The 22,582-nt window shown below is 62.8% G+C and carries 17 protein-coding genes and 1 tRNA gene; 11 read left to right on the plus strand and 7 right to left on the minus strand.

Annotated features, from left to right (window positions below):
- Positions 1–62: 62 nt before the first annotated feature.
- Positions 63–1,904, minus strand: coding sequence for an AMP-dependent synthetase/ligase (locus ACLQ8T_RS03665; protein ID WP_413455715.1), 1,842 nt, complete (start codon positions 1,902–1,904; stop codon positions 63–65).
- 78 nt (positions 1,905–1,982) lie between these two features.
- Positions 1,983–3,593 carry a dolichyl-phosphate-mannose--protein mannosyltransferase gene (locus tag ACLQ8T_RS03670; RefSeq protein WP_413455716.1) on the minus strand — a complete coding sequence of 537 codons (1,611 nt, stop codon included), beginning with the start codon at positions 3,591–3,593 and terminating at the stop codon, positions 1,983–1,985.
- A gap of 68 nt (positions 3,594–3,661) precedes the next feature.
- On the opposite strand from ACLQ8T_RS03670, the gene rsmI reads away from it, so the two are divergent.
- Positions 3,662–4,522: a 16S rRNA (cytidine(1402)-2'-O)-methyltransferase gene (rsmI, locus tag ACLQ8T_RS03675; protein WP_413455717.1), complete on the plus strand. Its 861-nt coding sequence runs from the start codon at positions 3,662–3,664 to the stop codon at positions 4,520–4,522.
- Between the two features lie 138 nt (positions 4,523–4,660).
- The gene (locus ACLQ8T_RS03680) at positions 4,661–6,148 is read left to right on the plus strand and encodes an NAD-dependent succinate-semialdehyde dehydrogenase (protein ID WP_413455718.1); all 1,488 of its coding nucleotides are present in this window, start codon (positions 4,661–4,663) and stop codon (positions 6,146–6,148) included.
- 68 nt (positions 6,149–6,216) lie between these two features.
- Here the strand turns inward: ACLQ8T_RS03680 and ACLQ8T_RS03685 are convergent, their stop codons facing one another.
- The 3 genes from ACLQ8T_RS03685 to ACLQ8T_RS03695 are packed head-to-tail and all read right to left on the minus strand — an operon-like array spanning position 6,217 to position 10,932.
- Positions 6,217–8,643 carry a transglutaminaseTgpA domain-containing protein gene (locus ACLQ8T_RS03685; protein ID WP_413455719.1) on the minus strand — a complete coding sequence of 809 codons (2,427 nt, stop codon included), beginning with the start codon at positions 8,641–8,643 and terminating at the stop codon, positions 6,217–6,219.
- Complete coding sequence (locus tag ACLQ8T_RS03690; RefSeq protein ID WP_413455720.1) at positions 8,643–9,959, minus strand: DUF58 domain-containing protein; 1,317 nt, start codon at positions 9,957–9,959, stop codon at positions 8,643–8,645. Before ACLQ8T_RS03690 ends, ACLQ8T_RS03685 begins: the two co-directional genes overlap by 1 nt.
- Before the next feature lie 10 nt (positions 9,960–9,969).
- Positions 9,970–10,932, minus strand: coding sequence for an AAA family ATPase (locus ACLQ8T_RS03695; protein ID WP_204720912.1), 963 nt, complete (start codon positions 10,930–10,932; stop codon positions 9,970–9,972).
- A gap of 209 nt (positions 10,933–11,141) precedes the next feature.
- On the opposite strand from ACLQ8T_RS03695, the gene ACLQ8T_RS03700 reads away from it, so the two are divergent.
- From ACLQ8T_RS03700 to ACLQ8T_RS03725, 6 genes are all read left to right on the plus strand, one after another.
- The gene (locus ACLQ8T_RS03700) at positions 11,142–12,098 is read left to right on the plus strand and encodes a TatD family hydrolase (RefSeq protein ID WP_413455721.1); all 957 of its coding nucleotides are present in this window, start codon (positions 11,142–11,144) and stop codon (positions 12,096–12,098) included.
- Positions 12,099–12,357: 259 nt separating this feature from the next.
- Entirely contained in the window at positions 12,358–13,524 is a 1,167-nt protein-coding gene (locus ACLQ8T_RS03705) for a transglycosylase family protein (protein WP_413455722.1), read from the plus strand.
- Between the two features lie 100 nt (positions 13,525–13,624).
- Positions 13,625–14,509, plus strand: coding sequence for a 16S rRNA (adenine(1518)-N(6)/adenine(1519)-N(6))-dimethyltransferase RsmA (rsmA, locus tag ACLQ8T_RS03710; protein ID WP_413455723.1), 885 nt, complete (start codon positions 13,625–13,627; stop codon positions 14,507–14,509).
- A 2-nt stretch (positions 14,510–14,511) separates the two neighbouring features.
- Positions 14,512–15,444: a 4-(cytidine 5'-diphospho)-2-C-methyl-D-erythritol kinase gene (locus ACLQ8T_RS03715; RefSeq protein ID WP_413455724.1), complete on the plus strand. Its 933-nt coding sequence runs from the start codon at positions 14,512–14,514 to the stop codon at positions 15,442–15,444.
- A gap of 154 nt (positions 15,445–15,598) precedes the next feature.
- The gene (locus tag ACLQ8T_RS03720) at positions 15,599–16,969 is read left to right on the plus strand and encodes an NAD(P)/FAD-dependent oxidoreductase (protein ID WP_413455725.1); all 1,371 of its coding nucleotides are present in this window, start codon (positions 15,599–15,601) and stop codon (positions 16,967–16,969) included.
- A gap of 101 nt (positions 16,970–17,070) precedes the next feature.
- The gene (locus ACLQ8T_RS03725; RefSeq protein WP_413455726.1) at positions 17,071–17,511 is read left to right on the plus strand and encodes a GNAT family N-acetyltransferase; all 441 of its coding nucleotides are present in this window, start codon (positions 17,071–17,073) and stop codon (positions 17,509–17,511) included.
- Here ACLQ8T_RS03725 and ACLQ8T_RS03730 read toward each other — a convergent pair.
- Both ACLQ8T_RS03730 and ACLQ8T_RS03735 read right to left on the minus strand, forming a co-directional pair.
- The gene (locus tag ACLQ8T_RS03730; protein WP_413455727.1) at positions 17,498–17,776 is read right to left on the minus strand and encodes a putative quinol monooxygenase; all 279 of its coding nucleotides are present in this window, start codon (positions 17,774–17,776) and stop codon (positions 17,498–17,500) included. The genes ACLQ8T_RS03725 and ACLQ8T_RS03730 overlap by 14 nt on opposite strands.
- 114 nt (positions 17,777–17,890) lie before the next feature.
- Entirely contained in the window at positions 17,891–19,681 is a 1,791-nt protein-coding gene (locus ACLQ8T_RS03735) for an ABC-F family ATP-binding cassette domain-containing protein (RefSeq protein ID WP_413455728.1), read from the minus strand.
- A 172-nt stretch (positions 19,682–19,853) separates the two neighbouring features.
- Between ACLQ8T_RS03735 and ACLQ8T_RS03740 the strand changes: the two genes are divergently transcribed.
- From ACLQ8T_RS03740 to ACLQ8T_RS03750, 3 genes are all read left to right on the plus strand, one after another.
- A tRNA-Gln gene (locus ACLQ8T_RS03740) sits at positions 19,854–19,928 on the plus strand.
- Positions 19,929–20,060: 132 nt separating this feature from the next.
- Positions 20,061–21,512 (plus strand): bifunctional UDP-N-acetylglucosamine diphosphorylase/glucosamine-1-phosphate N-acetyltransferase GlmU, encoded by a 1,452-nt coding sequence (glmU, locus tag ACLQ8T_RS03745; protein ID WP_413455729.1) that lies wholly within the window; start codon positions 20,061–20,063, stop codon positions 21,510–21,512.
- Between the two features lie 72 nt (positions 21,513–21,584).
- Positions 21,585–22,565, plus strand: a complete 981-nt coding sequence (locus ACLQ8T_RS03750; protein WP_413455730.1) for a ribose-phosphate diphosphokinase — start codon at positions 21,585–21,587, stop codon at positions 22,563–22,565.
- The last annotated feature ends 17 nt before the right edge of the window (positions 22,566–22,582 follow it).

Genomic DNA, 22,582 nt, shown 5'->3' on the forward strand with positions numbered 1-22,582 from the left:
CCATAAGCAGCAAGGGGAGCAGTTCACCATGAACTGCTCCCCTTGGCTATTTCCAGCGAGAATTATTTGCGGTAGAGGGCGTCCACCCGGTCTTCGAATTCCTCGAGAACGCTCTGGCGCTTGAGCTTCAGCGAGTTCGTCAGGTGCCCCGAAGCTTCGGTGAATTCCTCATCCAGCACCACGAACTTGCGAATGGACTCGGCCTTGGAAACGGTCAAATTGGCGGTATCCACGTAGCCTTGGACCTCGGCGATCACCGCAGGATCAACTGCCGCCTCAGCCAGGGTCATTGCCCCAAGGCCCTTGGCATTGGCCCACACGGCCAACTCTTCGGGATCGAGCGTCATCATGGCCGTGATGAATGGGCGCTGTTCGCCGGCCAGCACGCACTGGGCCACGATGCGTCCGGCGCGGACCATCTCTTCCAGCGGGCCTGGCGAGACATTCTTGCCCCCGGCGGTGACGATCAGTTCCTTCTTGCGGCCCGTCACCTGCAGGAATCCGCCATCATCCAGGACACCGGTATCGCCGGTCTTGAAATAGCCGTCTTCGTCGAAAACCTCGGCCGTGGCTGCAGGGTTGTTGTGGTAGCTGGCGAAAACTCCGATCCCCTTGACCAGGATTTCACCGTCATCCGCGATCTTGATGGAGGTGCCGGGAATCGGACGGCCCACGGTGCCCACGCGGTTTCGCGATGCCTGATTCACCGTGGCCGGTGCGGTGGTTTCGGTCAGGCCGTAGCCCTCCAGCAGCTGGATGCCGGCGCCGCGGAAGAAGTGCGCCAGGTCCGGATTCAGCGCACTGGCTCCGGAGATCGCGTAACCGCACTGGCCGCCGAAAACCGCCTGCAGCTTCGGGTAGAGCACCTTGCTGAAGATGGCATGGCGGGCACGCAAGCCCAACGGCATGCGCGCCTTGAGGCCACGCGAACGCGCATCACGGATCTTGGAGACCTCGATGGCCGCCTGCTCGGCTTTGAGGAAGAGGTCGGCCTTGCCGCCGCGTTCAGCGGTGGCAAGGGCGCTGGTGCGGATCTTCTCGAAGACGCGCGGCACGGCCAGCAGGAAGCCGGGCTTGACCGCGGACATGTCCTCGACCAGGTTGGCCATCGAGCTGGAGTGCGCAATCACCGATCCGCCGTGGATGCAGGTTTGCTGGACGGCACGAGCCAATACGTGGGCCAGCGGAAGGAACATCAGCGTCCGGCGTTCTTCACCGAGCACTTCGAGCATGTTTCCGGCCAGGTTGTGCGCCACCATGGCGAAGTTCGAATGGGTCATATTGCAACCCTTGGGGCGTCCGGTAGTGCCCGAGGTGTAGACCATCGTGGCCACATCCTTGAGGGCCATGGATGCGCGGCGCGACTCGATCAGCTGCTCGTCGATCTGATCGGCCGGAACCATCAGCTGGTGCAAACCGGCGGAGGGGATGAGCGTCGTATCGTCCGCGTCGGAGCCCTCGAAGATATGGGTGCGCACCGGTTCGCCGAGCTGAGCCGCCGCCTGGCGGACGGTAGCGCGCAGCTCATGGTTTTCGGCGAACACCACGCGCGCACCGGAGTCGCGCAGGATCCATTCGACCTGGAAAGCGCTGGAGGTTTCGTAGATTGGCACCGACACGCCGCCGGCGAACCACACGGCTTCCTCGGCCAAGGCCCACTCGTAGCGGGTGCGGGAAATAATGGCGACCTTGTCGCCGGGCTGCAATCCATCATTGATCAGCACCATTGCCAGACGCTTGACGTCAATGAGGAAATCACCGGCGCTGAGATCATGCCAGGTGCCGTCTCGCTGCACGCTGAACAGCGGGCGTTGTGCGCCGCGTGCTACGCGATCAAGGAGCAGGTTCGTCGTGTTGACCTCTGGTGCCAGATCAGTCAGCAGCTCGACGGTCACTTCTTGCATTGAGGAATTATCCTTTGGAAATCGATGGTCGTCTTAGTGGTCTATTTCATGGAAACAGGTGGCCAAGCCACGGGCGGCCTAACCCCAGCTGGGGAGCCACACGTGCAAGCGCCAGTAGTCATCCGCGATCATTTCCCCACTCCAGATCGGCCAGAAAAAGGCCGATGTGACTAGGAGCAGCGCCATGAATGCGGTGACCGCGATGACGCGTGACCGGTACAGGGCACCGGAATTCGGATGGCGTGGAATGAACCTGCCAATCATATACGTCAATGCGAGCACCATGAACGGGACCAGCGGCAGGGTATAGAAGAAGAACATGGTGCGTTCCGGGTACATCAGCCACGGCAGGAACCCGGCAGCCACCGAGGAGAGGATCGCTCCGGCGCGCCAGTCCCGGGCGCCGATCCACCAGAGAATCAGCAGGAACATGCTGATGGTGCAGGCCCACCACATCAGCGGATTGGGAAGGTCGGTGATGACCTCGGTGCAGCGGTCCAGCTCGCAGCCGTTGACGCCCTTGTCGTAGCCTTCGAAGTAGAACAGCACGGGACGTCCGGCGAAGGGCCACGTCCACGGCGAGGACTGCCAGCCGTGCTCGGAATTCAGCCCGGTATGGAATTCGTAGCCAGACTGGTGATAGTGCCACAAGGAACGCAGTGGAGCTGGCAGCCAGCTGATGCCTTCGCCGGGATTCTCCTCGGCCCACTGGCGGTAGCGTCCGCCCTGGGTAACCAGCCATCCGGTCCAGGTGGACAAATAGGTCAGCAGCACCAGCGGCATCATGGTGAAGAAGGAATACACACCGTCGCGGATGAATGCAGCCGATTGCCACTTGTGGATTCCTGCGGTGCGCCGCGCGCCGAAATCCCAGAGCACCGCCATCAGGCAGAAGACTGCCACGAAGGACAGCGCCGACCACTTGATGCCAACGGCCCCGCCGAGCATGATTGCGGCGATCAGCCGCCAAGGACGCCACCAGAGCATAGGGCCATGCATGAGCAGGAAATCATCGGGGCGATTGCCCTCGGGCACCGAGAGCTTCCGCGCCAGCGCGGTTCTGCCATGGATCCGGTCCTTGAGCAAGGAATAGAACGCTGCAAGCACGAAGAACATCAAGAAGATGTCCAGCAATGCGGTGCGCGACATGACAATTGAATGCCCGTCGATGGCCATGAGCAACCCGGCGATGCCGGCCAGGAGGTGGGAACCGAAGAGCAGGCGGGCGCACAGGGTGACGAGCAGAACCGAAAGGGTGCCGATCAGGGCCGTGGAAAAACGCCAGCCGAAGCCGTTGAAGTCACCGAACAGGAGCATTCCCACGCCGATCATCCACTTGCCCAGCGGCGGGTGGACGACGAAGGAAGATTCATTTTCCAATTGCGGATTGCCTGCGATGAACTGCTCGTCGCTGTCGTCGGCCCATTCGCGCTCATAGCCGCTTTGCAGCATCGCGAAAGCATCCTTGACGTAATAGGTTTCGTCGAAGATCAGCAGGTGCGGGTGGGCGAGATTGACCATGCGCAGCAGGCCGGCAATGGCTGTCACGACGAGCGGAACAATCCACATCAGCGGACCGCCAGGGGCCACCACAGGTAGGAGCCGCTGTTTCAGGCTCTCGAAAGTGAAGGCCTGTCGCGCCGAGCGTACGTGGCCGGTGTCCGGAGTGTCTAAAGCCGAGGTGCCCATCACCAGTTCATGCTACCGGTGGAAAGTCCAGAAAGTGGGCTTTTCCTGCGTCGCGTAGGGTTAAGAATGTGCAGAACTCAGATAATGAGGGCGTAATCGTCCTGGGCGCCACCCCGATTGGCAACTTGTCCGATGCTTCCCCGCGTCTGCGGGAGATCATGGCCAGCGCCGATATCATCGCCGCCGAGGACACCAGAAACTTCCACCACCTCGCCCATGCCTTGGGCATCAAGATCACCGCGAAGGTGATGAGCCTGCATGAGCACAACGAGGCGCACAAGCTGTCCGAGGTGATCGACCTGGCCACCGAGGGCGCCACCGTGCTGGTGGTTTCCGACGCCGGCATGCCGGCGGTATCGGATCCCGGGTACCCATTGGTGGCAGCCGCCCTGAGCGCTGGCATCCGGGTCACCGCGGTACCGGGGCCTTCGGCGGTGCTCACCGCGCTGGCCCTGTCCGGATTGCCCACCGGTCGCTTCACCTTCGAAGGCTTCCTGCCGCGCAAGGCAGGCGAACGTCGCAAGCGCTTGGATTCCCTGCTCGCCGAGGACCGCACCATGGTGTTCTTCGAAGCTCCGCACCGGCTGAACGATTTCCTTGACGCAGCCATCGAAGCATTCGGACCGGACCGCCAGGCGGCCGTGGCCCGCGAGCTGACCAAGAAGTTCGAGGAAGTCCGCCGGGATTCGCTGGCGGTACTGCGCGCCTGGGCGGAAGACGGCGTCCGCGGAGAAATGGTCGTGGTCATCCACGGAGCCCCGGAAGCCGAGGCCGCCTCCATCGAGGACCTGCTGCCCAAGGTTGCAGCACTGGTTGACGAAGGCATGCGGATGAAGCAGGCCGTGGCCGAAGTGGCAGAAAAATCCGGCGTGAAGAAACGCGAGCTCTACGAGGCGGTCCTGGCAGCACGTCACGAAGCGGAAAAATAGCCGTGACCGCATAGGCTAAATGCACAATGAATGCTCGCTTCCATGGTGCAGACGGAGATTTACAGCTGCCATCTGCCGGGAATAGCGTAGACATCAAAGACGATCAGTTTTCATTATTTTCTATCAGGAGATGCTCGTATGTCGATTACTGCCCAGCGCGAAGCAGAGCTGCTCGCCAAGGTTCCAACCGGCCTGTTGATCAATGGCGAATGGAGAGATGCCTCCGACGGCGGCACCTTCGACGTGCTTGACCCGGCTACCGGCGAGAAGCTGCTGACCCTGGCCAGTGCTACGAGCGAAGACGCCATGGCAGCCCTGGATGCGGCCGACGCTGTTCAGGCCGAATGGGCGCTGACCGCACCACGCGAACGTGCAGAGATCCTGCGCCGCGCTTTCGACCTGGTCACCGAGCGCAAGGACGACTTCGCGCTGCTGATGAGCCTGGAAATGGGCAAGCCGCTGGCCGAGGCCTACGGCGAAGTGACCTACGGTGCCGAATTCCTGCGCTGGTTCTCCGAGGAAACCGTACGCCACTACGGCCGCTACATCACCACCCCAGAGGGCAAGAACAAGGTTCTGGTCCAGCACAAGCCGGTTGGCCCCTGCCTGCTGATCACCCCATGGAACTTCCCGCTGGCCATGGCTACCCGCAAGGTCGGACCGGCAGTAGCAGCAGGCTGCACCATGGTGCTCAAGCCAGCCAAGCTGACCCCGCTGACCTCCCAGCTGTTCGCTGCCACCATGATGGAAGCAGGACTTCCAGCAGGCGTGCTGAACGTGGTTTCCGGCGCCTCGGCCTCGAAGATCTCCGGCCCGCTGATGGCCGATGACCGCCTGCGCAAGGTATCCTTCACCGGCTCGACCCCAGTGGGCAAGCAGCTGATGAAGGACGCGGCTGACAAGGTCCTGCGCACCTCAATGGAACTGGGCGGCAACGCTCCATTCATCGTCTTCGAGGATGCCGATCTGGATGCCGCTGTCGAGGGCGCCATGGCCGCCAAGATGCGCAACATGGGCGAAGCCTGCACCGCGGCCAACCGCTTCCTGATCCACGAGGATGTTGCCGAGGCATTCACCGCAAAGTTCGCCGCGGCGATGAAGGCGCTGAAGCCAGGACGCGGCACCGAAGCCGACACCACCGTAGGCCCGCTGGTCGAGGAAAAGGCCCGCGACGAGGTCCACTCGCTGGTCGAGGCCGCCGTGGCCGCCGGCGCGACCGCCGTCACCGGCGGTGCCCCAGTTGAGGGCCCGGGCTACTTCTACCAGCCAACCGTGCTGGCCAATGTCGCCAACGACGCCAAGATCCTGACCCAGGAAATCTTCGGCCCAGTGGCGCCAGTGACCACCTTCAAGGACGAGGCCCAGGCAATCAAGCTGGCCAACTCCACCGAATACGGCTTGGCTTCCTACATCTACTCGCAGGACCTGAACCGCATGTTCCGCGTTTCCGAGCAGATCGAATTCGGCCTGGTCGGGTTCAATGCTGGCGTGATCTCCAACGCCGCGGCGCCATTCGGCGGCGTGAAGCAGTCGGGCCTGGGCCGCGAAGGCGGCGCCGAAGGCCTGGAGGAATACACCACCGTGCAGTACATCGGCATTGCCGATCCATACGCAGCCAAGAAGTAGATTCTCCAGCTCCTGCCAAAGCCCAACCGGAACGTTACGGTTGGGCTTTGGCCGTTAAGACCCGTGTGCTACAGCTGGATTCGACGGGAGCTGCGCGTGCGGGCATGACGCGGGTGCACCGAAGCAGGGAACAAGAACGCCGAGATTCGCTGCAACACCGTCAGCTCGCCGCGCAAATTGGCTTGGACCTCATGCAAGGCATCCAGCAACGTGGCGGCATCATCAGCGTCCAGATGCCGGTTGGCGTAGAAGCTTTCCTGGATGACAGTTTTCAAGGACTGCAATTCCTTGGCGATCTGGGGGTGGTCTTCGCCCAGCCGGGTGGTGTAGTCGCCGGCTGACTCGTGGTGGCCGGCTGGTTCCCGGTAATCGGCCCCGATGGCCTGCAGCTCGGCCAGCAGCGCTGGCGCGGCGTCATCCCCGCCTTGGCGCACGCGTCCCAGCCTTTCTTCGCGGAGGCGATGGCGGCGCCACGGGGCGATCCCCAGCGCCACGGCGGCCAGCAGCACGATGGTCGGCACCAGCCACGCAGCCTGCGCGCCTTGTTCCACGGGCTCTGCGGGCTGCGCCTGGGCGGAAGGGCTGTCACTGGCAGGCAGGCTAGGGTTGCTGCGCTCGGTGGGGACATCCGGTGCCGTGCTTTCCTGCGGGGCCGCGGTGCGCGTTGGTTCCGGCGCGTAGCTCGGGGCATAGCCACGCCCAGGTGTGGGTTCGAAGGGAATCCAGCCCAGCCCGTTCAGATACAGTTCTGGCCAAGCGTGGGACTGCTTTCCGCTGACGGTGTAGCCGGTGAGCACGGTACCTTCTGCCAGACGGCGTTCCGGCGTGCTCTGGGCTGTGTCCCCGGTGATTTCGAGGGTTTCCCCGTTGGCTTCGCCCGGTGCGTACCCCACAGCAATACGCGATGGGATGCCGGCTTCACGGGCCAGCAGGGCCATGGCCGAGGCGAAGTGCACGCAGTACCCCTGGCGCCGGGTCAGGAACGCTTCAACGACGCGGCGATTGGCCCCGTCGTAGCCTTCGCGCAGGGGAGTGCGTTCGGAATACACGAAATTCCCGGAACGGAAGAAATGCTGCAAGGCCACGGCGGCATCGATGTCATTTGCCGGCTTCCCCTCGTCGCCGAAGGCCTCATCGAGGGTTTGCTGCAACAGCGGTTCCAGGGTGTTGTCCGGATCTTGCGGAAGACGCAGGTATTCATCGGCCAGCTGGTCCCCGGCATCAATTCCGAAGTGCCCGATATTGCGGACCATTTGCGTGCTGATGTCCAGATCCGAGTAGGCCACTGAAATGTCGTTGGTGGCTGCCATGGCGTCGCCAGTGAGCCTGGCCACCGAGGTTTCGTAGGTCCAGTTCCAGTCTCCGACGATGCCCTGCACGAAATAGGACTGGTTGGGCAGGGGGAGCACGGGATTGCTGATGCCTTCGGGCCAACTCATGCGCAGTACTTCGCTGGTGCTGTTGAACGTGCTGAAATTCCGTGTCACCGCTGACGTGCCATCAAGCGTGTGCTGCATCAGGCCCTCAGTTGGTTCCCAGCGGTCCGTGGAAAGATCCTTGATCACTTGCGTGCGCAGGTAGGGTGCTTCCTCAGCGGTGGTGTAGTAGTCCAGGATGGGAGCTCCGCTGTTAGAGCGGAGGTCTCTTCCGAGGTTGATCAGCGGATCGACATTGCTGGCCAGCAGGTCGCCGGATGGCCGTTGCCCCTCGGGGAACATGCCGCTGCGGAAACCAGGCATCCAGAAGCTGGCTGCCAAGAGCACACCGACACAGGTCATCGCGCTGATGCCGAGAATGCCTAGCGATCTGGGCGCGGGGAGCTTCGGCTGGGAGTGCTTGGACGATGCAGGGGCGAAAAGATAGGGAATCAGCGCTATGTAGCCGAGAACTCCCAGCACCAGCAGCGAGAGATAGCCGATTCCCGCACCTTCCTGCTTGAACAGCGAGGCAATGACAGGTGCCAGGGACAAGGGCATGATGATCAGCATGGCGGTGCGCCGGAAGCTGGCCAGCAGCTCGACGAGCAGGCTAATAGCCAGGGTAAAGCACAAGATGCTGAACGCCACATAGCGGGAATTGGCTACCGGAGGAACCTGCGTAGCGAATTGCATGCCCGCTTCAGCCAGCGCAGACCAGACCCATTGGGCGAACGGCAACCCGTAGATGTTGATTTGGCTGGCAGGGCTGAGCGCGATCGATGCCACGGCGATACCAGCGGCGGCCGGGAGGGCGGCCCAGCGCACGCCGCGGACTGCGCGCAGTAGCCCGGCGCACAGGTGCACGGCGAAGACCGGTACGACTAGGGCCGGGAACCAGCCGGAACCTTCGATGACCCCGGACAGCGAGGCGGTCCCGGCCAAGACTGCGACTGCAAGGCAGCAGGTAGCGGCCACCCGCAGCAGCAAGAGCCGCATCGCCGCCGCAGGACCGGGGCGCGGAACGTGATTTTCGGGCTCCAGGGTTTGACCGGGAGCCACAGCAAGGCCAGCGCTCATCATCCCCACATCTCGTCTATTGCCATATTGCCGGGAAGTATATGCACCTTCCAGCTGGTGCGTGCCAGTTCATGCTGGATCGCCAGATAGCGTTCAGGGTGGCTGACCAGCAGGAAAATTTCAACATGGCGTACGGTGCGTGAGAGCGTCGCCAGCCAGGCTGCCTGCGGGGCATCGAGTTCGCCGAGGATCATGATGACCGGTTCTTCGCGGAACCCCAGCAGCTCCTTGTGCAGGGTGCTGCCCAGGATCTCGGGACCGTTGGCTTCAACGCTGCCGTTGCCCAAGGACAGCTCCGTGGTCGCGGCATGGAAATCCTCGAAACTGTTCAGTGCGCCAAGCTCGGAGATGCTATGCGGGTCCCGTTGGGCCAAGGAGGTCCCGGCGAGGTTGCGGAAGGCGAGCTGGTAGCCGCTGGTGGCGTATCTCAGGCCGATGCTGCTGGCCAAGGACAACGCGTTCTCAAAGCGCCGGCTGCTGGTCAGCGCTTCAGCGTGAGCCTGCGGCAGGGAGATCCGCAGATCCGATCCGCTGTGGTTCCAATGCTCGAAGGAGGTATCCAAGACCAGGAGGGCTTGGGCGGTTGCCACATGGTTCTCCTGGCGGACCATGAGCTTGGCATGGCGGGCGCTGGCCTTCCAATGCACCTGGCGTATGGAGTCGCCCTGCTGGTAGTCGCGGGTCGCGACATCGTAGTAATCGGCGGTGGTGCTCCGGGAGAACTTCGCATCGCCGGTGAGCGTTCGCTCTCCGAGCGAGGCGAAACGATCCAGCTCATGCAATTGCGCGCGCACCGGAACCTGCAATGACTCACCGGTGCGCACCATGCCCTGGATCAGCCCCAGCGGATCAACGACGATCTGCTGGGCTGGGCCCATGAGATGGATCCCGCGGGTGCGGAACACCAATTCGTACTCTATGGATCCCGGAGCTTGGAGCCGTGGGCCGGGACCGAAATCTTCGGGCAATCGCTCCTGGATGGTGGACCGCTCAGCACAGGACAAGCGGAACTTGCTGACCTCGCCGACTGTGGGAACCTCCGAGAGCAGCTCGCGGTGGATATTGGTGCGTCCGCGCAGGCGCATTGCTAAACCCCAGCTGGCCAAAGCCAAGGCCAGAAGGCCCAGGCCCAAGGCCATCATTTCGTGCCGGCCTAGCAGATAGGCCAGGAAGAGCAGAAGCCCGCCTGCCCCGGCGGTGCACCAGCCGCGCACCGTGAACAGGTCAAGGTGCCAGCGGCGCAATGCAGTATCCGCGCTTTCGGTGCGCGTCCAGGACAGCGCGTCGCGCGAATCATAGCGGGGGATCTTCTCCATGGTTGCGGCGCTAGTTCACCGGGGTGCTGGCAACCAGCTCCTGGATTATCGCACTGGCACCCAACCCGTCCGCCACCGCTCGCCGGGTCAGGATCAACCGGTGGTTCAGCACCATCTCGGCGACGCTGCGGACGTCTTCCGGCAAGACATGGTCGCGCCCATGGATCGCTGCGTGGGCCTTGGCAGCGCGAACCCACTGGATCAGCGCGCGGGGCGAAGCGCCGAGCGCTATCTGCGGATGCTCGCGGGTGGCCCGGCCCAGGTCCACCACGTAGGCACCCAGCCGTTCGGTGACCGTTACCGCTTTCACCTGCTCGATCATGTGCCCCAGATCCTCCAGCTGCACCACTGCCTGCAGCGCTTCCAAGGGGTCGAATTCATGCCGGCCGGTCAGTATGGTGATTTCGGCGTCGCGTTGCGGGTAGCCCAGTGACAGCCGTGCCATGAATCGGTCGCGCTGCGCCTCGGGCAAAGCGAAAGTGCCTTCGGACTCCACCGGGTTCTGCGTGGCCACGACCATGAATGGCTGCTCCAGCCGATGGGTGATCGAATCGACGGTGACTTGCTGCTCTTCCATGCATTCGAGCAGTGCCGACTGGGTTTTGGCGTTCGCGCGGTTGATTTCATCGGCGATGACGATATTGGCGAAGACCGGCCCGGGATGGAAAGTGAATTCGTGGGTCTGCGGGGAGTACACCGAGACGCCGGTGACATCGCTGGGCAAGAGATCCGGGGTGAACTGGATGCGGTGCACCGAACCGTTGACACTGCGGGCCAATGACTTGGCCAGCATGGTTTTGCCGACACCGGGAACGTCTTCCAACAACAGGTGGCCCTGTGCCAGCAGGACCGTCAACGCGCTGGTCACAGCCTCGGGCTTTCCGGTGATGACGCTTTGGACAGCGTCGAAAATGCGCTGGCAATTGGACTGGAATGCCGAATCGAGCGACGGCACTGTTCGGTTAGCACTCATGCGCAGTTCCTCCTGGAGAATGAACCAGGGACAAGATCCACCGTCCCGGGATGCATTCAATTGGTTCTTGCATCACATCATATGGGGTTCTTTTATCCAGTAACAGAGCCTAACTGCCGCGGGATGAGCGCCTGATTGTTGCCAATGCGCCTAGTGGTGCCACAATTAACCACAGATTCCATCCCAGTACCCACGCGCAAAGGATTATCGTGTCCAAGAAGAAGTACACTGATCCCACCTTGGTTCCCGAGGCCTACCGACCCGCGGAGCAAGCTACAGTAGCAGGCCAGGGGGAGCGGGCGCGCGCCACGGGCAACGCAAACGGCGGAAGCCAGCGCAACCTGCACTACCCGCCAGCGCCCGAGCCGCTGCCGGTGCCCGTGGTCGATAACCATACGCATCTGGATTTCCTGGATGGAACCGTGAAGGTCGAGGCTGCCGATGCGCTGGCCGCGGCGGCCTCCGTTGGTGTCAAGGGGCTGATCCAAGTCGGCTGCGACGTGGAATCATCCGAGTACGCGGTCGAGGTCGCCAACCAGTACCCGAATATCCTGGCCGCGGTGGCCATCCACCCCAACGATGCCGCGCGCCTGGCCGAGCGCGGACAGCTGGAAGCGGCAATTGCCCGGATCGAGGATCTCGCCGCGGATTCGCGGGTACGTGCCATTGGCGAAACCGGGTTGGACTACTTCCGCACCGGCGAAGACGGACGGGGCGCCCAGGAATATTCCTTCCGCGAGCACCTGCGCATTGCGGTGGAGCAGGGCAAGGCGCTGCAGATCCATGACCGTGATGCCCACGAGGATGTGGTGCGGGTGCTCAAGGATGCGCCATTGCCTGGGAAAGTGGTCTTCCATTGCTTCTCGGGTGATGCTCAGCTGGCTCGGGTCTGCAACGACAACGGCTGGTACATGTCGTTCTCCGGAACCGTGACGTTCAAGAATTCCCACGATCTCCGCGAGGCTTTGTCGGTGGCGGATCCGCAATTGCTGCTCGTGGAAACCGATGCGCCGTTCTTGACCCCGCACCCCTTCCGCGGCCGCCCGAACGCCAGTTACATGATTCCCTACACGACTAGGTTCTTGGCGGAAAACAAGGGAATCGAGCTGGCAGAATTCTGCACCCTGATCGATGCGAATACCCGGGAAGTGTACGGAGAATTCTAGACCCGCCGGTTGTGTGTCTCGTTACAGGACACTTGCCACAAATATAACAATTCGGTTACGGTGGATGAGATGTCCGGTACCGCCCCTGCCTGTTTTCGGCAAGGCGTGTTCGGGACAGCCTGATCCTCAACGCTTTGCAGCAGGTGGAAACACGGCGCAATTTTGATTAAAGGACAGGCAGCGAACACTGCCGGGCCCACCGATGATTCTGGACGGATTCGGCGGAAGCGGGCCTACAAACGATGGGGATCTCATTACCGTGACTCACTTGCTCAAGAAGACCTGGATGAAATACCTGGCGCAGGCGCTCGCCGTAGCCGTGGTTATCGCCGGCGCTGTTTTCTACATTTCCGGACAGAAGTCGGTTGTCATGTCGGTTGACGGACAGCGGCAGGAAATCACCACCCGTGCCGCAACCGTCGGCGCACTGCTGGAACAGCAGGATGTCACCTTGGCTGAGCGCGATGAGATCTCCGCAGCACTGGATTCCGAACTTGTCGACCAGCAGCTGGTTGACATCAAGCGCAACAAGTCGATTGAAGTCACCGTGGATGGCACCGAGCGTGTAGTGCACACCACCGGCATGACCGTTGCCGACGTTGTCGAGCAGCTCGACCTGGAAAAGGGTTCCGAGGTATCCCTGGACGAGGACATGCAGTTGGCCGCCTTGAGCGATGACCTGGAAGTCATCACGCCCAAGGAAATGACCCTGGTCGTCAAGGATAAGAAGAAGAAGGTCGCAACGACCGCTTCGACCGTCAAGGAACTGCTTGCCGAGGAAAAGATCGAGGTCGACGGCAACGACGAGATCAACGTCAAGATCAAGGACGAAACCGACAAGAACGTCAAGGACAGCGTCAAGCTGGAAGCCGGCATTACCGTCGAGGTCATCGACGTCACCGTGAAGACCTGGGACGAAACCCGCGACATCGACTTCGAGACCAAGAAGATCAAGGACAGCTCGCTGGACATGGGCGACACCGAGGTCAAGACCGAAGGCAAGAAGGGCGAGCGCCAGCTGACCCTGCGCCAGGAAACCCGCAACGGCAAGAAGGGCGAGGAAGAAGTCCTCAAGTCCAAGGTCACCAAGAAGCCAGTGGCCGCGGAAATCCGCGTGGGCACCAAGGAAGAGAAGAAGGAATCCTCGTCCTCCAAGAACACGCCAACCCCGGGCGGCATCTCCGCAACCTGGGCAGCACTGGCCAAATGCGAATCCGGTGGCAACTGGTCGATCAACACCGGCAACGGATACTACGGCGGCCTGCAGTTCTCCGCTTCCTCATGGCGTGCAGTCGGCGGCACCCAGTACGCACCACTGCCGCACCAGGCAACCCCGCAGGAGCAGATCGCCGCGGCTGAGGTACTGCGCCGTTCCGGTGGCTGGGGCCACTGGCCAGCATGCTCGGCCAAGCTGGGCCTGCGCTAAAGACATAAGCCAAGCAGCAACGCGACGCGTCCACCATCACGGTGGACGCGTCGCGTTGTTATGTTTGGATGAATCTAGCTGAACTAGAATTGGATCTGTGATGTCTAAGGAATCTTTGCCGCTGCTTGGGGCCACCGAAATCCGTCGTCTGGCCGAAGAGCTGGGAATCCGCCCTACCAAGACGCTGGGGCAGAACTTTGTGATTGATGGGAACACCATCCGCCGCATTGTCGCCGCCGCCAAAGTCGACCCCTCAGAAACGGTGCTGGAAGTAGGCCCGGGCCTGGGCTCCCTGACCCTGGGCATCATGGACGCCGCCGCCAAGGTCGTGGCCGTGGAAATTGATCCGCCATTGGCCAAGCGCCTCCCGCAGACCATGGCCGAATTCCGCCCGGGCCGCGAAGACGACCTGACCGTGATCCTTTCCGACGCCATGAAGGTCACCGAACTTCCCGGCGAACCCACCTCGCTGGTCGCCAACCTGCCCTACAACGTCGCCGTCCCGGTGGTGCTGCACCTGCTGGAGCACTTCCCGTCCATCCGCAACGGCCTGGTCATGGTGCAAGACGAAGTGGCCGACCGGATGGCCGCCACCCCAGGCAACAAGATCTACGGCGTACCTTCGGTGAAGGGCGCCTGGTACGGAACCATGCGCAAGGCCGGCGTGATAGGCATGAATGTTTTCTGGCCAGCTCCGAAGATCCATTCCGGCCTGGTGGGCTTCACCCGCGACAAGGACCGCAGCGATGTCCCGGACCGCGAAGAAGTCTTCGCCATCATCGATGCGGCTTTCGCCCAGCGCCGCAAGACCTTGCGCGCGGCCCTGTCAGGCTGGGCCGGATCCGGTGCGCGCGCAGAACAGATCCTGGTGGCCGCCGGCATCGATCCGAAGGAACGCGGCGAGAAACTGGACATCGAGCAATACATCGACATTGCCAGGGCCGCTCAGGATGTTCCGGCTGAAGCTCCGGCGAGCGAGGCCTAGGCATGTTCAAGCAGCGCGTCATTGCAACCGCACCGGGCAAGATCAACTGCTACTTCAAGGTCGGCCCTCCGCGCGAAGACGGCTACCACGAGGTGGCCAGCCTCTACGTCGCGGTGTCCTTGACCGAGCAGATCGAAGCGAGGCTGCGCACCGACGGTGAGCTGCAGCTGAGCCTGGAACCGAATTCCCCGGTAGTTTCCGAACCGGAGAATTTCCCATTGGGCGCCGGTAACCTGGTGCACCGGGCGGCCCAGCTGCTGCGCGAGCACACCGGTTGCAGCCTCGGCGCGGACCTGCACATCACCAAGCGCGTTCCCATAGCCGGCGGCATGGGCGGCGGCTCCGCCGACGCCGCGGCCACCTTGGTGGCCTGCAACGAATTGTGGGGCACCGGGCTGGACCGCGAGGAACTCGGCCGCCTGGGCGCACGGCTCGGTGCCGACGTGCCTTTCGCCTTGATGGGCGGGGCCGCCATTGGACTGGGCATCGGCGACAAGCTGGCCCCGTTGCTGACCCGCGCCAAGACCCACTGGGTGCTGATTCCGGCCAGCTATGGCCTGTCGACTCCGCGCGTCTATGGCATGCTCGATCGCTTGCGCGCGGGCATGGAAATCGAAGTTCCGCAGGAAATCGATCCTGCGGTGATCGAGGCGCTGATGGCCTCGGACGCGCCAGCCTTGGCCCGGGTGCTGGCCAATGACCTGACCCAGGCTTCCCTGGCTTTGGCCCCGGAGCTGGGCACCATGCGCGATATGGCAGAAGGAGCCGGCGCGCTGCGCGCCATGGTATCCGGCTCAGGCCCGACCTTGGCATTGCTGGTCAAGGACGCCGAGCATGCTGATGAGGTCATGGCCCAGCTGGGCGACGAAGTGGGTGTGGCTACCATCCCGGTGACCGCACCAGCACCCGGAGCGCACATCACCCTCGCAGAATAATCCTCCGAAAAATCCCTGTCTGGCCTTGAGCCGGGCAGGGAGTTCTTTCATCATTTGCTCCCGACCCCTTGTTGCGGCTTCAGCATGGCCCTAGGCTGAATCCCAAGGCAAGTATTGAAGACTATTCATTTATGACTCTGGGGCGGAACACAACATGCTCAACGGACGCGTCTCGCACTGGTGGGAAGAGATCGGACTGCCAGAGCCACGCCAGCAGCTGCGCGGCCATGGCAGCGCAGACGTGGCCATCATAGGTGCCGGATTCACCGGCCTGTGGACCGCCTACTACCTGGCCAAGGCCGACCCGGAGCTGAGCATTGCGATCCTCGAAGCCCGGCACGCAGGCTACGGCGCCTCGGGACGCAACGGGGGATGGCTCACCAACACCATCACCGCCGGTCGCGAACGCTACCTGAAATCCCATGGAAGGCAGGCGGTCAACGACTTCCAACTGGCAATGAACCAGACCGTCGCTGAGGTCATCGAGGTGTGTGCCGCCGAAGGGATTGACGCAGATATCCTGCAGGGCGGAGAACTCGAAGTTGCCTACACCCCGGCCCAGGAAAAGCGGCTGCGTGCCGACGCAGCGGCCGCTGCGCAATGGCAGCACTCGGACACCGAGCTGCTGGAAGCCGACGCAGTGCGCCGCAAGGTCAACGTGGCCAACGCCCGGGCAGGGGTGTGGCATCCGCATGCCGCCAGGATCCACCCGGCCAAACTGGTCCGCGGGCTCGCTGACGCGGTGGAGCGGCTCGGCGTGAAGATCCATGAAAACACCCGTGCCACCGCGTTGCGCCCGCACCGCGTCGAATACGACGGCGGCACGCTGGACGCCGAATGCATCATCCGTGCCACCGAAGGGTTCACTGCCGGGCTGGCCGGGCACAAGCGATTGTGGCTGCCGATGAATTCTTCGCTGATCGCCACCGAACCGCTGGCGCAGTCCGTGTGGGATGAATTGGGATGGAATCACGGCGAGGTGCTGGGGGACTACGCCCACGTGTACATGTATGCCCAGCGCACCGCGGATGATCGCATCGCTATTGGCGGGCGGGGCGTGCCCTACAAGTACGGTTCGCGCACCGATACCGACGGCATGACGCCGCACAGCACCGTCCACGGATTGCAGGAAATCCTGCACCGCATGTTCCCGCAGACCCGTGGCGCAGGAATCGACCATGCATGGTCCGGGGTGCTTGGCGTGCCTCGCGACTGGGCGGCTACCGTGGGACTGGATCCGGCGACCGGCATTGGCTGGGCCGGCGGTTATGTCGGCACCGGGGTCAGCACGACGAATCTTGCCGGACGCACCCTGCGCGACTTGATCCTCGGGGAAACCACTGAATTGACCAGCCTGCCGTGGGTCAACCACCAGGTGCGCAAATGGGAACCGGAACCGCTGCGCTGGCTGGCAACCAAGGGCCTGTATGCGGCCTACGGCGCGGCAGATAGAAGCGAGCTGAAGGGGCGGGCCAGCTCGTCTCCACTGGCAGTACTGGCCGACAAGATCACAGGGAAGCCTTGAGGCCTTGGCCTTGCGGGGCATAGGCTGTGGCCATGGAAACGGCAAAGCGCGGACGCTTGTTGGCCGGCGGCCAGGACTAGCTGCTGCGCGAAGCGAAAGCAGTGGATCTCGGGCAGATCATTGCCTTGATGGCAGACGATGACATTCGCCGAGCGGAGCATCAAGGTGCCGAGGAGGATACGGAACAGTATCTCCACGCGTTCAACCAAATTGATGCGGACCCGGCGCATTCGCTGATCGTGGTGGAGGCCCAGGACGGAACACTGGTCGGCACGATGCAGTTGACCATCTTGCCGGGACTTGCACGCAGAGGAGCGACGCGGATGCAGATCGAGGCAGTTCGCGTGTCTTCTGCGTTGCGCGGCAGGGGACTGGGAACTGCAATGATCCGCTGGGCTATTTCCGGAGCCGAGAACAAGAATGTCCAGCTGGTCCAATTGACCAGTGATGCGCAGCGCAACGACGCGCACCGATTCTACGAGGCGCTGGGCTTCACTGCATCGCACGTGGGCTTCAAGATGCGGCTGCCTATAAACCCTTGATCTTGTAGATCCGCTGCATGTCTTTGGTTGCCTGGCCCCACTTGCTAGCCGCGGCCCGCTGCTGGTGGGCTTCAAAGGCTACACCGTCTACGAATTCCTCGTGGACCAGCCACACCCAGGGATCTTCGGTCGGCGTGACAGAGAACGAGATGCATCCGCGCTCGGCCTTGGTCAGGCGGATATGCTTCGGCAGCAATTTCTTCACTACCTCAGCTTCGGCCGCATCCTTGCACAGCAGCCGGCCCTCCAAGATCACGGTTCCCATACCAGCAAGTCTGCCACGATCGGTGGCAGACTGGGAGAAAAATTACCGGAGAAGCTTGAGGGCCCGGAAACGAAAAGTTTCCGGGCCCTCAAGCTCGATCGCAGTGCGCAGAAGCTATCCGAGCAGCTCGGACAGTTCCAGCCAGCGCTCTTCCAGCTCATCGATCTGCGACTGGTAGTCGTTGATCTCGGCAGTGAACTTGGCCAGGCCCGCGTAGTCGCTCTGGTCATGATCGGCCATCTTGACATGGACCTTGGCGATCTTTTCCTCCAGCTGGCCTACCTTGCGTTCATTGGCATTCAGTTCCTTCTGCGCGGCACGCAGCTCGGCCCCCGACGGGCCGGCAGGCTTCTCGCAAGCCTGGGCAGAAGCCTGGGTGGGATTCGATCCGCCGACCGATCCCTGGGCGGCCCGCAGCTTCAGATACTCGTCCACACCGCCAGGCACGTGGCGGAAGATGCCATTCAGGATGGCGTACTGCTGGTCGGTGACGCGTTCGAGCAGGTAGCGGTCGTGGGAGACCACGATCAGCGTGCCCGGCCAGGAGTCCAGCAGATCTTCCAGTGCGGCCAGCATGTCGGTATCGACGTCGTTGGTCGGCTCATCGAGGATCATCACGTTCGGTTCGCCCATGAGGATCATCAGCAGCTGCAGGCGGCGGCGCTGGCCGCCGGAGAGCTCGCGGACCTTGGTGGACAGGTGCGCGGAGGAGAAGCCCAGGCGCTCGAGCAGCTGTGCCGGGGTCAGGTCCTTGCCGTCCACATTGAAGGTGGTCTTGAAGCGGCCGAGCACCTCGCGGACCAGGTCCTCGCCGATCTGCTCCAGTTCGCGGAACTGCTGGTCAAGCACCGCCAGCTTGACCGTCTGGCCGCGCTTGATCTTACCGCCGGTGGGCGCCACGGTGCCGGCAATCAGGCCCAGCAGGGTGGACTTGCCGGCGCCATTGGCTCCCAGCAGGCCGGTGCGCTCACCCGGCCCGATGCGCCAGGTGAAGGGCTTGAGAACCTGCTTGTCCCCGAAGGAGACCTCGGTGTCCAGCAGGTCGATGACGTCCTTGCCCAGCCGGCTGGTCGCCATCTGCTTGAGTTCCAGCGGGTTGCGCACCGGCGGCACGTCCGCGATCAGCTGGTTGGCCGCCTCGATGCGGAACTTCGGCTTGGAGGTGCGGGCCGGTGCGCCGCGGCGCAGCCAGGCCAGCTCCTTCTTCATCATGTTCTGCCGCTTGGATTCGGTGACCGCGGCGATGCGGTCGCGTTCCACACGCTGCAGCACGTAGGCGGCGTAGCCGCCCTCGAACGGCTCGACCAGGCGGTCGTGCACTTCCCAGGTGGTGGTGCAGACCGCGTCGAGGAACCAGCGGTCGTGGGTGACGACCATCAGGCCGCCGGAGTTCTTGGACCAGCGGTTGTTGATGTGCTCGGCGAGCCAGGAGATGCCCTCGACGTCCAGATGGTTGGTCGGCTCGTCCAGGATGATGACATCCCAGTCCTGAACCAGCAGCGCGGCCAGGGCCACGCGGCGGCGCTGGCCGCCGGAAAGGGTGCCGACCTTCGCTTCCCAGTCCAGGTCTGCGACCAGCCCGGAGATGATGTCGCGGATCCGGGCCTGGCCGGCCCATTCGTGGTCGTCCATCTCGCCCACCACGCTGAAGTGCACGGTTGCTTCGGGATCCAGGGTATCGGACTGGTCCAGCACGCCCACGCGCAGTCCGTTGCGCTTGGTCACCCGCCCGGAGTTGGGCTCGATCCTGTTGGAGAGCATGCCGAGCAGCGAGGACTTGCCTTCGCCGTTGCGACCCACCAAGCCGATGCGGTCGCCGTCGGAGATGCCGATGGTGACCGAGTCGAAAACGACGTGGGTGGGATATTCCAGATGCAGGGCTTCGCCCCCGAGTAAATGAGCCACGATTCCCATTTTACGTTCCGAGGGCAAATCGAGGTCATTGCAGGCTGTCCCGGGTTGTTTCAAGCAGAGAACAAAAGCGAGTTTAGCTACGGTGTTTTGCGATTTCGCACAACGGGCCGATCATGGCAGAATAATTAGCGTGCTTGTCGGGCATGCCCTGCGCAAGCGATTTTCCGCCCTGGTGTAATGGCAACACGCCAGCCTTTGGAGCTGTGCATTCTAGGTTCGAATCCTAGGGGCGGAACCATTGATAAGGCGCCACGGATGTGGCGCCGTTATTTTTTAATCAATTCAGCACATCCCGGCGCTCGCGATAGACTTGCTCTGAGGTTTTACTTCTCTGCCCAAAACCTTGAAACCAATTTGCAGGAGAATGCACTTGAGTGATCAGGTCAATGCACCAGTAGCTGTCATCGTCCTCGCCGCTGGCGCCGGTACCCGCATGAAATCGGCGAAGCCGAAGATCATGCATGAAATTGCAGGTCGGTCCATGATTGGCCATGCACTCCACGCGGCATCGGCATTGCAGCCGCAGAACCTGGTAGCAGTTGTGCGCCACCAGCGCGATCTGGTCGCAGAGCACATCCTGTCGCAGTTCCCGTCCATCACCATTGCCGACCAGGATGAGATCCCGGGCACCGGCCGCGCAGTGCAGCAGGGTTTGGAAGTTGTCGACCCGTCGCTTGAGGGCACCGTTGTGGTGACCTACGGAGATGTGCCATTGCTCACCAGCGAGGTGCTCCAGGAACTGGTGGCCACCCACGAGTCGAACGGCAACTCGGTGACCGTGCTGACCACCGAATTGGATGACCCTTCCGGCTACGGCCGCATCCTGCGCGACGCCAACGGGGACGTCTCCGGCATCCGCGAACAGAAGGACGCCTCGCCGGAGGAATTGGCAGTCAAGGAAATCAACTCTGGCATCTACGCATTCGATGCCCAGATGCTGCGTTCGGCACTGACCGAGGTCACCACCGACAACGCACAGGGCGAGATGTACCTGACCGACGTGCTCGCCATCGCCCGTGAACGCGGCGGCCGCGTCGCTTCCTCGCAGATCGCCGACCGCTGGCAGATCGAGGGTGCCAACGACCGCGTGCAGGTGTCCAACCTGGCCCGCATCTACAACCAGCGCAAGACCGAATTCTGGATGCGCCAGGGCGTGACCATCGTTGATCCGGAGACCACCTGGATCGACGCCGACGTCATGATCGGCCAGGACGCCACGATCAAGCCGGGAACCCAGCTGCACGGCGAGACCGTCATCGGCGCCAACGCTACCGTCGGCCCGGACACGACCTTGACCAACGTGGTGGTTGGCCAGCGCGCTACCGTCAAGCGCACCGACGCCACCGACTCGCGCATCGCCGACGGCGCCTCGGTTGGCCCGTTCGCCTACCTGCGCCCGGGCACCGACCTCGGTGCAGATGGCAAGATCGGCGCTTTCTACGAAACCAAGAATGTCACGATTGGCCGTGGCTCCAAGCTCTCGCACCTCGGCTACGCCGGAGATGCTGAAATCGGTGAATTCACCAACATCGGCTGCGGCAACATCACCGCAAACTATGATGGCGAGAAGAAGCACCGCACCAAGATCGGGTCGCATGTGCGCACCAGCTCCAACACCGTATTCGTCGCCCCGGTGGAAATCGGGGACGGCGCATACACCGGAGCCGGAGCCATCGTCCGCAAGAACGTCCCGGCCGGTGCCTTGGCACTGTCTGTGGCACCGCAGCGCAACTCCGAGGGATGGACGCTGGAAAAGCGCCCAGGCACCCCTTCGGCTGACGCAGCATTCAAGTCCTCTCTGAACTCCTCGGCTTCCGAGTAATCCAGCTACGGACTACATTTCCTCGACAACAACCTCATACGTGATAGCGAAGCGAGCGAGAAAGCAAACCCCATGAGTGAAATCCGCCATAACGTCGACAAAGAGCTGGTGCTGGCCACCGGGCGCGCGCACCCGGAACTTGCCGCAGAAGTAGCCAAGGAACTCGACACCGACCTGCTGCCTTTGAACGCCTACGACTTCGCCAACGGCGAGATCTACGTGCGCTCGGACGAGTCGGTGCGCGGCAAGGACGTGTTCCTGCTGCAGTCCTACCCAGCCCCGTTGAACAACTGGCTGATGGAACAGCTGATCATGATCGACTCGATGAAGCGCGCTTCGGCTCGCCGCATCACCGTCGTGGCGCCGTTCTACCCGTACGCCCGCCAGGACAAGAAGGGCCGCGGCCGCGAGCCGATCTCGGCCCGCCTGGTTGCCGACCTGTTCAAGACCGCCGGCGCCGACCGCGTGATCTCCTGCGACCTGCACACCGCGCAGATCCAGGGCTTCTTCGACGGTCCGGTGGACCACCTGTTCGGCTTCCCGCTGCTGGCCGACTACATCAAGTCCAAGGTGGATGTCAGCCAAGTGACCGTGGTGTCCCCGGATACCGGACGCGTGCGCGTGGCCGAGCAGTGGGCTGAACGCCTGGGTGGCGCTCCGCTGGCCTTCGTGCACAAGTCCCGCGATCTGACCGTGCCGAACCAGGCCGAGTCCAAGACAGTGGTGGGCCAGGTCGAGGGCCGCACCGCGATCCTGATCGACGACATGATCGACACCGGTGGAACCATCGCCGGCGCCGTGCGTGTGCTGAAGGAAGCCGGTGCCAAGGATGTCATCATCGCTGCGACCCACGCCGTATTCTCGGATCCGGCCGCGCAGCGCCTGGCCGAGTGCGGTGCCCGCGAGGTCGTGGTCACCAACACCCTGCCGATCCCTGAAGAGAAGCGCTTCGAGAACCTGACCGTGCTCTCGATCGCACCGACGATCGCCCGCGCGATCTCCGAGGTGTTCCACGACGGTTCGGTTACGAACCTGTTTGACGGCCGCGCCTAGCAGCCCTCGTTTCGCAA

This window comes from Glutamicibacter sp. FR1 (assembly GCF_047300825.1).
Classification (GTDB): domain Bacteria; phylum Actinomycetota; class Actinomycetes; order Actinomycetales; family Micrococcaceae; genus Glutamicibacter; species Glutamicibacter nicotianae.

Excerpts from the sequence above, each read along its gene's own strand:
- rsmA (WP_413455723.1), top strand. The coding sequence starts at position 13,625 with ATGTCTAAGGAATCTTTGCCGCTGCTTGGGGCCACCGAAATCCGTCGT.
- ACLQ8T_RS03715 (WP_413455724.1), top strand. The coding sequence starts at position 14,512 with ATGTTCAAGCAGCGCGTCATTGCAACCGCACCGGGCAAGATCAACTGC.
- ACLQ8T_RS03695 (WP_204720912.1), bottom strand. The coding sequence starts at position 10,932 with ATGAGTGCTAACCGAACAGTGCCGTCGCTCGATTCGGCATTCCAGTCC.
- ACLQ8T_RS03730 (WP_413455727.1), bottom strand. The coding sequence starts at position 17,776 with ATGGGAACCGTGATCTTGGAGGGCCGGCTGCTGTGCAAGGATGCGGCC.
- ACLQ8T_RS03665 (WP_413455715.1), bottom strand. The coding sequence starts at position 1,904 with ATGCAAGAAGTGACCGTCGAGCTGCTGACTGATCTGGCACCAGAGGTC.
- ACLQ8T_RS03720 (WP_413455725.1), top strand. The coding sequence starts at position 15,599 with ATGCTCAACGGACGCGTCTCGCACTGGTGGGAAGAGATCGGACTGCCA.
- ACLQ8T_RS03750 (WP_413455730.1), top strand. The coding sequence starts at position 21,585 with ATGAGTGAAATCCGCCATAACGTCGACAAAGAGCTGGTGCTGGCCACC.
- ACLQ8T_RS03690 (WP_413455720.1), bottom strand. The coding sequence starts at position 9,959 with ATGGAGAAGATCCCCCGCTATGATTCGCGCGACGCGCTGTCCTGGACG.
- ACLQ8T_RS03670 (WP_413455716.1), bottom strand. The coding sequence starts at position 3,593 with ATGGGCACCTCGGCTTTAGACACTCCGGACACCGGCCACGTACGCTCG.
- ACLQ8T_RS03685 (WP_413455719.1), bottom strand. The coding sequence starts at position 8,643 with ATGAGCGCTGGCCTTGCTGTGGCTCCCGGTCAAACCCTGGAGCCCGAA.
- ACLQ8T_RS03680 (WP_413455718.1), top strand. The coding sequence starts at position 4,661 with ATGTCGATTACTGCCCAGCGCGAAGCAGAGCTGCTCGCCAAGGTTCCA.